The following is a 12819-nucleotide window of genomic DNA, read 5'->3' on the forward strand; positions in this document are numbered from 1 at the left end:
GCACCAATTGGCCACTCCGAGTCTCCGTAACCACATCCGGCGGTGGCTATGGGTCCTGGCTTTCGCCAGGACGAATCGGGGAGATAGGTCGCGCCTACAACTCAGTTCCGTAGCTCTCACGCACTCCGCGCCAGCGCGCCGTCGATCATGTTGACCGCGTTCTGCACGCCATACACCGCGACAAAGGAGCCGAAGCGCGGGCCCTTTTCCTGGCCGAGCAGCACCTGGTAGAGCATGTTGAACCAGTCGAGCGTCACGCCCGGACGGCCGTCCTTGCCCTTCTTGACCTGGTCGAGGAACGGCTCGCGGCGGCCGATCTCGTAGACGACGTTCTGGATGTCCTCGGCCGAGGCGTCCTGCGGAAGCTGCGATAATGCATCCCGCAAATCCTGCAGCGCCGCGCGCTCGGTCTCGGTCGGTTCGCGGAACGTCTTCGTCGGCGCGACGAAGTCGCGATAATAGTTGATGGCATAGCCGACCATCGCGTCGAGCTTGGGATGCGTCTGCGGGCTCACACCGGGTCGGTAGCGACCAATGAAACCCCACAGTGTCTCGGCATTCTCCGCATTCGACGACGACACCAGCGTCAGCAGGAGCTGGAACGTGACGGGCATGTCGAACTTCGGCGGATGGCCATTGTGGACATGCCAGACCGGATTGCCGAGCTGCTGCCTGGCGTCCTGCTTCCCAAAGCCGTCGATGAACTGCTGGTAGTCGTCGACATTGCGCGGGATGACGTCGAAATACAGCCGCTTGGCCGCCTTCGGCTCGCGATACATGAACAGCGACAGCGATTCCGGCGAGGCGTAGCGCAGCCATTCGTCGATGGTCAGCCCATTGCCCTTCGACTTCGAGATCTTCTGGCCCTTGTCATCGAGGAAGAGCTCGTAGTTGAAGCCCTCCGGCGGCGTGGCGCCGAGCGCCCTGGCGATCGCGCCGGAGAGTTTGACCGAGTCGATCAGGTCCTTGCCGGCCATCTCGTAATCGACGCCGAGCGCGACCCAGCGCATCGCCCAATCGGCCTTCCATTGGCACTTGACGTTGCCGCCGGTGACCGGCGTCTCGACTTCCTGGTTGGTATCGGGATCGAGGTAGGTCACCGTGCCGGCCGCAACGTCGCGGCGGATCATCGGCACCTGCAGCACGACACCCGTGGTCTTGCTGATGGGGAGGAACGGCGAATAGGTCGCGCGGCGGTCGGGACCGAGCGTCGGCAGGATGATCGCCATCACCTTGTCGTAGGCCGCGAGCATTTTGAGCAGCGTCGCGTCGAAACGGCCGGACGTGTAATAGTCGGTCGAGCTCGCGAATTCGTAGTCGAAGCCGAAATGATCGAGGAAGGCGCGCAGCCGCGCATTGTTGTGGTGCCCGAACGACGGGTATTCGTTGGAGAACGGATCCGGCACCCGCGTCAGCGGCTTGCCGAGATGCGCGGCCAGCATCTCCTTGTTGGGGACGTTGTCGGGCACTTTCCGAAACCCGTCCATGTCGTCGGAGAACGCGAGCAGGCGGGTCTTGATCTTGTTCTCGGTCAGCACATGAAAAGCGTGCCGCACCATCGAGGTGCGCGCGACCTCGCCGAAGGTGCCGATATGCGGCAGGCCTGATGGCCCGTAGCCGGTCTCGAACAGCACCTCGTCCTTCGGGCTTTTCTTCAGCCGCGCGACAATGGCCTTCGCCTGCTCGAACGGCCAGGCGTTGGATTGTTCGGCGAGCGCACGCAGATCGCTCGGATTCGCGGCAAGATCGATAACAGACATCTAAGGGGCCTCCGGGCCGCGGAAAATAGCGATTTCCGGGCAGAATGCAATTTTGTGAGACCCTCATCCTGAGAGCTTGTGACGCTTTTGCTCGTTCGGAGCGCCTCCGCAGCGCATAAATGATAACTCATTGACGAACTCAGAGCCGCCATTTACCGCGATAAACAGCCCCACTCCGGCGGCAGCTAGAGGTCGGTGCCGTGCTTGGATTAACGAGCGCTCCATAGGAGCGGGTCTCGAAGGATGCCCGTGAAGGGCGGGCCGCGCTCCCCACCATGAGGGTCTTCTTGCGCCTCACGTCCCGCGCGGCTTGACCCGCCGGGTCGGCAGCGCATTCGCCGGATCTTCCGGCCAGGGATGGCGCGGGTAGCGGCCGCGCAAATCGGACCGCACGGCACTGTAGCTGCCGCGCCAGAAACCGGGGAGATCGCGCGTCACCTGCACCGGGCGCTGCGCCGGCGACAGCAGTTCCAGCACCAGCGGCACCTTGCCGGCGGCGATCGAGGGATGGGTGTTGAGGCCGAACAATTCCTGCAGCCGCACCGCGATGGTCGGCCCCTGCTCGGCTTCATAGTCGATCGCGAGCACGCTGCCGGTCGGGGCCTCGAAATGCGTCGGCGCCTCGCGGTCGAGCCGCGCGCGCATCTCCCACGGCAACAAAGCCATCAACGCGTCGGAGAGATCGCCGGCGGAAATATCCTTCAGCGCGATCTTGTCGTAGAGCGCCGGCACCAGCCAATCGTCGCGCCGCGCGATCAATCCGTCGTCCGAGAGATCGGGCCAGCTGTCGCCTTCGGCCCTGCGCAAAAACATCACGCGATCGCGCCATTGTTTGGCTACCTTCGACCAGGGCAGCCGGTCGAGTCCGGCGGCGATCAACCCGTCGGCGAAGATGCGCGCAGTGTCCCCCGAGGGCGACACGGCGAGCGTCGCCTCGGAGAGCGTGATCGCGTGCAGCGCGCGCTTGCGCCGCGCCCGCAGCGCCATCGCGCCGCGATCGAACGAGATCTCCTCGACGGATTCGATATGCTCGGCGAAATGCCGCTCGATCTCGTCCTGCGAGATTTGCGCCGCGAGCAGAATGCGCCCGCTCGCCGCCGTGCCGGTCATCTCGCCGACCGCGATATAAGGCGTGCGCGCGAGCGACGAGGTCTGATCCACCGCAGCACCCCGGCCGTTGGCGAGCACGAAGCTGCCATTGCCGCGGTTGCGCGCGACGCGATCCGGGAAGGCGTAGGCGAGCATCAGGCCGGTCGAGAGGTCACCTTCTGCGGTCGCCGCCTTCTCTGACGCCGCCACCTGCGAAGCCCAGCGCCGGGCGAGGTCGCGCGCGCTTGCGGCACGCGGGGAACGGTCGCGGCGGAACTGATCGCGCCGGTGCTCGAGATCGACGCTGTCGCCGCCGAGCCCGCGCTCGGTGATGATGGCCGCGATCTCGGCGGCGGCCTCGCCTTCGCCGGCACGGTGCGAATCCACGATCATGCGCGCGAGCCGCGGCGGCAGCGCCAGCGCGCGCAGGCTCTTGCCCTCCGCGGTGATGCGGCCATCGCCATCGAGCGCGTTGAGCTCGGAGAGCAGGCTTTTTGCTTCCTTCCAGGCCGGCTGCGGCGGCGGGTCGAGAAACGACAGCGCGGCAGGATCGGCGACGCCCCATTGCGCGAGATCGAGCACCAGCGAGGACAGATCGGCGCTGAGGATCTCGGGCTGGGTGTAGGGCGCTAGCGAGGCTGTCTGAGGTTCGTCCCAGAGCCGGTAGCAGACACCGGGCTCGGTGCGGCCGGCGCGGCCGCGGCGCTGGTCCGCCGCCGCGCGGGAGACGCGCACGGTCTCGAGCCGGGTCAAGCCGATGTCGGGCTCGTAGCGCGGCACGCGGGCGAGACCGGAATCGACCACGATGCGCACGCCCTCGATGGTGAGCGAGGTCTCCGCGATCGAGGTCGCCAGCACCACCTTGCGCGTGCCCTTGGGCGCCGGCGAGATGGCACGATCCTGCACGGCGGCGTCGAGCGCGCCAAACAGCGGCACGATTTCAATGCTGGAATCGTGTATGCGTTCGGCGAGGAAATTCTGGGTGCGGCGGATTTCGGCGGCGCCCGGCAGGAACGCCAGCACCGAGCCGGCATCGGCCCGCAGCGCCGAGGCGATCGCATCCGCCATCTGCCGCTCGATCGGCGCGTCAGCCTTGCGGCCGAGATAGCGCGTCTCGACCGGAAAGGCGCGGCCCTCGCTTTCGACGACGGGCGCTTCGCCCAGCAATTTTGCCACGCGGGCGCCATCGAGCGTTGCCGACATCACGAGGATGCGCAAATCCTCGCGCAAGCCCAGCTGCGCGTCGCGCGCCAGCGCCAGGCCCATGTCGGCATCGAGCGAGCGCTCGTGGAATTCGTCGAACAGCACGGCGGCGATGCCCGACAGTTCGGGATCGTCGAGAATCTGGCGGGTGAAGATGCCCTCCGTCACCACCTCGATCCGGGTCGCGCGCGAGATCTTCGAGCCGAAGCGGACGCGATAGCCGACAGTCTCGCCGGCGCGTTCGCCGAGTGATTTGGCCATGCGGTCGGCGCTGGCGCGCGCCGCGATGCGCCGCGGCTCCAGCACGATGATCTTCTTGCCTTTGGCCCAGGGGGCATCGAGCAGCGCCAGTGGCACGCGCGTGGTCTTGCCGGCGCCAGGAGGGGCCACCAGCACGGCGGCATGATGCGCCTCCAGCGTGCGCGAGAGGTCGTCGAGCACGGCATCGATCGGGAGGGGCGTGTCGAAACTGAGGGGCAAGGCCTGTCCATTCGTCACGCCCGAGCAAAAAGCGCGAAGCGCGTCTTCGCACGGAAGTCGCCGGGCATCCACGTCGTCACACTAGAAAACAGACGTGGATGGCCGGGACAAGCCCGGCCATGACGGAATCGTTGCGAGGTCGGATCGCTAGCCCTGCACCGGCGGCCGTCCAACACTCTCATAGACGAAGCCGGCCGCAGCCATCTCCTCGGGGCGGTAGATGTTGCGCAAGTCGACAATGACGGGCTGCGCCATGGTTGCCTTCAGCCGGTCGAGGTCGAGCGCACGGAACTGCACCCATTCGGTGACGATCACGATCGCATCGGCGCCTTCCGCGCAGGAATAGGCGTCTTCGCAATAAGTGATGCTGGGCAGCTCAGTCTTCGCCTGCTCCATGCCGACGGGATCGAAGGCCTTCACCTTCGCGCCCATGTCGATCAGGCCGGTCACCAGCGGGATCGACGGCGCGTCGCGCATGTCGTCGGTGTCGGGCTTGAAGGTGAGCCCGAGCACGGCGATGGTCTTGCCGCGCAGCGAACCGCCGAGCGCCTGGCTCACTTTTCGCGCCATCGCCCGCTTGCGGTTCTCGTTGACCGCGAGCACGGATTCGACGATGCGCAAGCTCACGTCGTAGTCCTGCGCGATCTTGATCAGCGCCTTGGTGTCCTTTGGGAAGCAGGAGCCGCCGAAGCCCGGACCGGCGTGCAGGAACTTGGTGCCGATGCGGTTGTCCAGGCCAATGCCGCGCGCGACCTCCTGCACGTTGGCGCCGACCTTTTCGGAGAGGTCCGCGATCTCGTTGATGAAGGTGATCTTGGTCGCGAGGAAGGCGTTGGCGGCGTATTTGATCATCTCGGCGGTGCGGCGTTCCGTGAACATCAGCGGCGCCTGGTTCAGCGACAGCGGACGATAGATATCGCTCATCACCTTGCGGCCGCGCTCGTCGGAGGTGCCGACGACGATGCGGTCGGGGAATTTGAAGTCGCGGATCGCCGCGCCCTCGCGCAGGAATTCGGGATTCGAGGCGACGACGACGTCGGCTTTGGGATTGGTCTCGCCGATGATGCGCTCGACCTCGTCGCCGGTGCCGACCGGAACGGTCGACTTGGTCACGACGACGGTGAAGCCGGACAGCGACTGCGCGATCTCTTTCGCAGCGGCATAGACGTAGGACAGATCAGCATGGCCGTCGCCGCGGCGCGACGGCGTGCCGACCGCGATGAAGACAGCATCGGCATCCGCAACCGGCTTGGACAAATCGGTGGTGAACTCCAGCCGCTTGGCCTTGACGTTGGTCGCCACCAGCTCGTCGAGCCCAGGCTCGTAGATCGGGATCTCGCCGCGATGAAGCGCCGCGATCTTCTTCTCGTCTTTGTCGACGCAGATGACGTCGTGGCCGAAATCCGCAAAGCAGGCTCCGGACACCAGTCCCACATAGCCCGTGCCGATCATCGCGATTCGCATGAAAAACCCTGTTTGGCTTGGTTAACAAAACCCCAATTCCACGGCGGTTTAGCATTTTCCCGGGGTGAGGGAACAGCCCGCGTGCAAAAAACGGCACAGCAATTGTACCAGTAAAGAAATCGTAAGCCGCAAGGCGGCAAACTGCTCCGCGTTCACACAGATCTGGCGGAACACGCCTCGAAAAGAGACACCATGGCACCATCAGGCACAATCGCCGCGAGCGGGGGACTCAAGGCCCCGGCTGCTGCGCGCGTCGATTGGGTCGATTACGCCAAGGGCATCTGCATCGTCATGGTCGTGATGATGCATTCGGTGCTGGGGGTCGAGCTTGCCGCCGGCGAGACCGGTTTCATGCATGTTTTGGTGGCCTTCGCGAAGCCATTCCGGATGCCTGATTTCTTCCTGATTTCGGGTCTGTTCCTGTCACTGGTGATCGACCGGGACTGGCGAAGCTATCTCGACCGCAAAGTGGTGCATTTCGCCTATTTCTATGTCGTCTGGGTGACAATCCAGTTCGGCTTCAAGGCCCCCGCATTCGCAGCAGAAACGAGCTGGCGCGACGCCGGCCTGCTGTATCTGGAATCCTTCGTCGAGCCGTTCGGCACGCTATGGTTCATCTACCTCCTGCCGATCTTCTTCGTCGTCACAAAACTGACACGGCGCATGCCGCAGCCCGCGATATGGCTCGTCGCGGCCGCGCTGGAGACGGCGCGCATTTCGACCGGCTGGACCGCGATCGACGAGTTCTGCGCGCGCTTCATCTATTTCTATTCGGGCTATCTGTTCGCGCCCTACGTGTTCGCGCTGTCGGACCGCGCGCGCAATCATCCCGCATGGGCGCTGACAGCGCTCGCGACATGGGTGCTGGTCAATGCCGGCCTCGTTGCGCTCGGCGCCAGCGAATGGAAAATCGTATCGCTCGTGCTCGGCTTCGCCGGCGCCTGCGCCATCATCACGATGGGCACGCTGCTCGCGCGCGTGCAATGGCTGAATGTCTTCCGCTTCTGCGGCGAGCATTCGATCGTGATCTATCTCGCCTTCTTCCTGCCGATGGCGGCGACACGGACGCTGCTCTTGCGCACGGGCATCATTCCCGACATCGGTGCGGTGTCGCTGATCGTGACCATCGCCGGCGTGATCGGCTCGCTCGCAATCTGGCAGATCGCACTGCGCCTTGGCGGCAACTTCCTGTTCGAGCGGCCCGATGCGTTCTGGATCGCGCCGAAGAAGACAAGCGCGGTGTTGCAGGCGGCGGAGTGATACTCTGCTGTCATCCCCGCGAAGGCGGGGATCCAGTATTCCAGAGGGCAGCAGTCGTATACGGAGAAGCCGCAGCGTACTGGATTCCCCGCCGTCGCGGGGAATGACAGCGGGGGATGCGGGAAATGACAGTGGGGATAGCGGCATCCGCAAGCCAAAAATCCACCTCCCAAGGCTGTCAAATCCCGCAAAAATTCATACATTGCGGCCATGCCCAAGAGCTCCCCAAAGACCACCGCCCAAGCTGACACCAAGGCTGCCGCGCCCAAGGCCGCCGAAACCAAGCCCGCTGCTGCGACAGCTGCTGCCAAGCCCGTTGCCGCGAAGGCGGCCGGCAAGGGCGACCATGTCTTCCTGGTCGACGGTTCCGGCTACATCTTCCGCGCCTACCATGCGCTGCCGCCGATGAACCGCAAGTCCGACGGCTTGCAGGTCAATGCCGTGCTCGGCTTCTGCAACATGCTGTGGAAGCTGTTGCGCGAGATGCCCGAGGACAACCGGCCGACCCATCTGGCGATCATTTTCGACAAGTCGGAAATCACCTTCCGCAACAAGATCTATCCTGAGTACAAGGCACACCGGCAGCCGGCCCCGGACGATCTGATCCCGCAATTTTCGCTGATCCGCGAGGCGGTGCGCGCCTTCGACCTGCCTTGCCTGGAACAGGTGGGCTTCGAGGCCGACGATTTGATTGCGACCTATGTACGGCAAGCCTGCGAGCGCGGCGCAAGCGCGACAATCGTGTCCTCCGACAAGGACCTGATGCAGCTCGTCACCGACTGCGTCACCATGTACGACACCATGAAGGACCGCCGCATTGGCATCCCCGAGGTGATCGAGAAGTTTGGCGTGCCGCCGGAGAAGGTGGTGGAAGTGCAGGCGCTGGCCGGCGATTCCACCGACAACGTTCCTGGCGTGCCCGGCATCGGCATCAAGACCGCGGCGCAGCTGATCGTCGAATATGGCGATCTCGAGCAATTGCTGTTCCGCGCCACCGAAATCAAGCAGCCGAAGCGGCGCGAGGCGCTGATCGAGAACGCCGAGAAGGCGCGCATCTCGCGGCAGCTCGTATTGCTCGACGACAAGGTCGACCTCGACGTCCCGTTGGACGATCTCGCCGTCCACGAGCCCGATGCGCGCAAGCTGATCGCGTTCCTGAAGGCGATGGAGTTTTCCACGCTGACGCGCCGCGTCGCCGAATTCTCGCAGATTGACCCGGCCAACGTCGATGCAGATCCCGGCTATTCCAGCGGCGCCAGCGTCTTCTCGCCGCTGCCGCCTTCGGACGTCGTGCCGGCCCCGGGACCCGGCGCGCCGGCGCAAGTTCCGGTGGGCCAGCGCAACCCTTCGGCGAGCAAGGAGGACAAGGCCGCGAGTCCGAAGGGCGCGCCGATTTCGCTCGCCGCCGCGCGGGAAGAGGCTTTGCGCAAGCTTCCGGTCGACCGCAGCAAGTACCAGGCCATCAAGACGCTCGCGGAATTGAACGCGTTCATCGCGCGCATTCACGATGCCGGCCATGTCGCGGTCGAGATCCGGGGAAACTCGATCGATCCGATGCAGGCCGACCTCTGCGGTATCGCGCTGGCGCTGGCGCCGAACGAGGCCTGCTACGTGCCGCTGGCGCACAAGCAGTCCGGCGGCGGCGCCGGCCTGTTCGACGCGGGCCTCGCGCCCGACCAGGTCAAGCACACTGATGCGATCGAAGCGTTGCGGCCGGTGCTGGAATCACCAGGCATTCTCAAGATCGGCTTCGACGTCAAATTCACCGCGGTGATGCTGGCGCAGCACGGCATCACACTGCGCAACACCGATGATGCGCAGCTGATCTCCTACGTGCTCGATGCCGGCCGCGGCTCGCACGCGCTGGAGCAACTGTCCGAGCGCTGGTTCGGTCACGCGATGCTCAAAGACAACGAGCTGCTCGGCAGCGGCAAGGGCAAGATCACGTTCGACCAGGTGCCGATCGACAAGGCCGCGTCGCTGTCGGCGGAAGGCGCCGACGTGACCTTGCGCGTCTGGCGCGTGCTGAAGCCGCGCCTCATCGCCGAGCACATGACCACGGTCTACGAGACGCTGGAACGCCCGCTGGTCGCGGTGCTCGCACGCATGGAGCGGCGCGGCATCTCGATCGATCGTCAGGTGCTGTCGCGTCTCTCCGGCGACTTCGCCCAGACTGCGGCCCGTGTCGAAGCCGAGATCCAGCAGATCGCGGGCGAGCCGGTCAATGTCGGCAGCCCGAAGCAGATCGGCGACATCCTGTTCGGCAAGATGGGACTGTCGGGCGGCACCAAGACCAAGACCGGCGCGTGGTCGACCACCGCTCAGGTGCTCGACGAGCTCGCCGAGCAGGGCCACGACCTCCCGAAGAAGATTCTGGAGTGGCGCCAGGTCTCGAAGCTCAAATCGACCTACACGGACGCGTTGCCGACCTACGTGAATCCCCAGACCCACCGCGTCCATACGACCTACGCGCTGGCCGCGACCACGACGGGCCGGCTGTCGTCGAACGAGCCGAATTTGCAGAACATTCCGGTGCGCACCGAGGACGGACGCAAGATCCGGCGCGCCTTCATCGCAACGCCAGGGCACAAGCTCGTCTCCGCCGACTATTCGCAGATCGAGCTGCGGCTGCTCGCTGAGATCGCCGACATTCCCGTGCTGCAGCAGGCGTTCCGCGACGGTCTGGACATTCACGCCATGACGGCATCGGAAATGTTCGGCGTGCCGATCAAGGGCATGCCGAGCGAAATCAGGCGCCGCGCCAAGGCGATCAATTTCGGCATCATCTACGGCATTTCGGCGTTCGGCCTCGCCAACCAGCTCGGCATCGCGCGCGAAGAGGCCTCCGCCTACATCAAGAAATACTTCGAACGCTTCCCCGGCATCCGCGCCTACATGGACGAGACGCGCGACTTCTGCCGGAGCCACGGCTACGTCACCACGCTGTTCGGACGGAAGATGTACTATCCCGACATCAAGGCTTCGAACGCCTCGGTGCGGGCCTTCAACGAGCGCGCCGCGATCAACGCTCGGCTCCAGGGCACCGCCGCCGACATCATCCGCCGCGCGATGACGCGGATGGAGGATGCCTTGGTCCAGAAGAAATTGTCGGCGCAGATGCTGCTGCAGGTGCACGACGAACTGATCTTCGAGGTGCCGGACGCGGAGGTCGAGGCGACGCTCCCCGTCGTGCAGCACGTGATGCAGGACGCGCCGTTCCCGGCCGTGCTGCTCTCGGTGCCGCTGCATGTCGATGCACGCGCAGCGAACAATTGGGACGAGGCACATTGACGCTACGTCTTCACTTCGCTCCTTCCAAACTTTGAGTGTCGTCCCGGCCAAGTGCGCCCGCACGGGGGCCGGGACGACCTATAGAGAGAGAGACACAGGTCAGAATTGTCCTCCGTGCAATTGCGCGATGGCACGGCGAGGCCTCGCATATTAAAATCGAGCCGTCTCCCGCACCGGTTCAGCCATGCCCCACGCCTCCGCCCTGCTCGGCTTCGCTCTCGTCTGCCTCGGCCTCGTGCTCACGCCCGGGCCGAACATGATCTACCTGATCTCGCGTTCGATCACGCAAGGGCCTGCGGCGGGCATCGTCTCGCTCGGCGGCGTGGCGCTCGGCTTCGTGTTCTACATGCTGTGCGCGGCATTCGGCATCACGGCGCTGCTGCTCGCCGTTCCCTTCGCCTATGACGCGCTGCGCTTTGCCGGCGCGGGTTATCTGTTGTGGCTGGCCTGGCAGGCAGTGAAGCCGGGCGGGCGCTCGCCGTTCCAGGTGAAGCAGCTTGCGATCGACAGCCCGCGCAAATTGTTCGCGATGGGGTTCGTCACCAATCTGCTCAACCCGAAGATCGCGATGCTTTACCTCGCGCTGCTGCCGCAGTTCATCGATCCCACCGCCGGCAGCGTGCTGGCGCAGTCAGTGGTGCTCGGCGCGATCCAGATCGCGATCAGTGTCAGCGTGAATGCGATGATCGCGCTCGCGGCCGGGTCGATCGCGCTGTTTCTCGCAAGCCGGCCAAGCTGGATGCTGGTCCAGCGTTGGCTGATGGGCACGGTGCTGGCCGGGCTTGCGGTGCGGATGGCGGTGGAAGCGCGGAAGGTGTAATTTTTCCCCTCTCCCCGCTTGCGGGGAGAGGGAGAGAAAGATCAATCCAGCTTCGCCTCCATGCCCCGCTTCACCGCCGGGCGGGCCATCAGGGCCTCGTACCAGCGCTTGACGTTGGGAAAGTCGGCCAGGTCAACCTTGTGGCGAGGGTGACGCCAGGCCCAGCCCAGGATGGCAAAATCGGCGATCGAGAGCTCGCCGGCGACGAAATCGCGGGACTCCAGCCGGCGGTCGAGGACGCCGTAGAGCCGTCGCGTCTCGGCCATGTAGCGCTTGAGGCCGTAGGCGCGGTCCTGCTCGTTCTCGAGCGCGATGAAATGGTGCACCTGGCCCGGCATCGGCCCGAAACCGCCCATCTGCCACATCAACCATTCATAAACGGGAATGCGGCCCGAAAGCGATTTCGGCAGAAATTTGCCGGTCTTTTCGCCGAGATACAGCAGGATCGCACCCGACTCGAAGATGCTGACGGGCTTGCCGTCCGGGCCATCAGGATCGACGATCGCGGGGATCTTGTTGTTGGGTGAGAGCTTCAGGAACTCCGGCGCCATCTGTTCGCCCTTGCTGATATTCACCGGGATCACCTTGTAGGGCAGCCCCATCTCCTCCAGCGCGACCGAGATCTTGCGGCCGTTCGGCGTGTTCCAGGTGTGCAGCTCGATGGTCATTTGTCGCGTGTCCTTGCCCAGCCTTCTTGCAGGTTTTCTTGCCCGAGATATCCGGCATCCACCTACCCCAGAACGTTGCACCCCCACAACCGGCCGCCCGGGATGGCCGATCCCTGTTGACGGGGGAAGCCCCCTCTGGAATGTCGAGGCCGTCGCGGATAAATTCCGCCACCTCCAAAAATGCTCCCGAGGGCCCGCCGTGTCTAAATCAGCCTCCCGCGCCCGCCTGTTCGAGATCATCCGCCGGCGCTCCTTCGGCCGCGGCGAGGTGACGCTCGCGTCGGGCCGCAAGAGCGACTTCTACTTCAACCTCAAGCCGACCATGCTCGACCCGGAGGGTGCGACCCTGCTCGCCGAGCTGACCTATGAGGCGCTGAAGGACGACCAGCTCGATTTCATCGGCGGGCTCGAGATGGGCGCGGTGCCGCTGGCCGGCGCGCTGGCGCAGATCTCCTGGATCAAGGGCCATCCCATCGCGGCCTTCTTCGTGCGCAAGAAGCCGAAGGAGCATGGCGCGAAGCTCGCGATCGAGGGGCTGCCCAGGGGCGAGACGCTGGAGGGCAAGCGCGTCGTGATCGTCGAGGACGTCACCACCACCGGCGGATCGGCGATGAAGGCGGTGGAAGCGGTGCGCGAGACCGGCGCGGAAGTGGTGCTGGTGCTGACCATGGTCGACCGCGAGGAAGGCGCCGACGACACCTTTGGCGCGGCCGGGCTGCCGTTCCGCTCGCTGTACAAGGCGTCGGAGTTCTTGAAGGCTTGAGCGGCTAGACTTTTTCCGCCG

Annotated in this window: 8 protein-coding genes; 4 read left to right on the top strand and 4 right to left on the bottom strand. The window is 64.9% G+C overall.

The window, feature by feature from the left end:
* Positions 1–116 precede the first annotated feature (116 nt).
* The 3 genes from BcanWU425_RS35715 to BcanWU425_RS35725 all read right to left on the bottom strand — a co-directional run bounded on the left by BcanWU425_RS35715 (position 117) and on the right by BcanWU425_RS35725 (position 5996).
* Positions 117–1760, bottom strand: coding sequence for a lysine--tRNA ligase (locus BcanWU425_RS35715; RefSeq protein ID WP_204513192.1), 1644 nt, complete (start codon positions 1758–1760; stop codon positions 117–119).
* A gap of 294 nt (positions 1761–2054) precedes the next feature.
* A complete protein-coding gene (hrpB, locus tag BcanWU425_RS35720) occupies positions 2055–4532 on the bottom strand; it encodes an ATP-dependent helicase HrpB (protein WP_204513191.1) in 2478 nt (825 codons plus the stop codon).
* Between the two features lie 147 nt (positions 4533–4679).
* A complete protein-coding gene (locus BcanWU425_RS35725) occupies positions 4680–5996 on the bottom strand; it encodes a UDP-glucose dehydrogenase family protein (RefSeq protein ID WP_018460041.1) in 1317 nt (438 codons plus the stop codon).
* Positions 5997–6188: 192 nt separating this feature from the next.
* On the opposite strand from BcanWU425_RS35725, the gene BcanWU425_RS35730 reads away from it, so the two are divergent.
* The 3 genes from BcanWU425_RS35730 to BcanWU425_RS35740 all read left to right on the top strand — a co-directional run bounded on the left by BcanWU425_RS35730 (position 6189) and on the right by BcanWU425_RS35740 (position 11367).
* Entirely contained in the window at positions 6189–7256 is a 1068-nt protein-coding gene (locus tag BcanWU425_RS35730) for an acyltransferase family protein (protein ID WP_204513190.1), read from the top strand.
* A gap of 210 nt (positions 7257–7466) precedes the next feature.
* Complete coding sequence (gene polA / locus BcanWU425_RS35735) at positions 7467–10547, top strand: DNA polymerase I (RefSeq protein ID WP_204513189.1); 3081 nt, start codon at positions 7467–7469, stop codon at positions 10545–10547.
* Positions 10548–10731: 184 nt separating this feature from the next.
* Positions 10732–11367, top strand: coding sequence for a LysE family translocator (locus BcanWU425_RS35740; RefSeq protein ID WP_085351997.1), 636 nt, complete (start codon positions 10732–10734; stop codon positions 11365–11367).
* Between the two features lie 41 nt (positions 11368–11408).
* Here BcanWU425_RS35740 and BcanWU425_RS35745 read toward each other — a convergent pair whose 3' ends face one another.
* Positions 11409–12035: a glutathione S-transferase family protein gene (locus tag BcanWU425_RS35745; protein WP_204513188.1), complete on the bottom strand. Its 627-nt coding sequence runs from the start codon at positions 12033–12035 to the stop codon at positions 11409–11411.
* Between the two features lie 199 nt (positions 12036–12234).
* Between BcanWU425_RS35745 and pyrE the strand changes: the two genes are divergently transcribed.
* Entirely contained in the window at positions 12235–12798 is a 564-nt protein-coding gene (pyrE, locus tag BcanWU425_RS35750; RefSeq protein WP_018460046.1) for an orotate phosphoribosyltransferase, read from the top strand.
* Positions 12799–12819: the final 21 nt, after the last annotated feature.

It is taken from the genome of Bradyrhizobium sp. WU425 (genome assembly GCF_021052305.1).
GTDB classification, from domain to species: Bacteria; Pseudomonadota; Alphaproteobacteria; order Rhizobiales; family Xanthobacteraceae; genus Bradyrhizobium; species Bradyrhizobium canariense_D.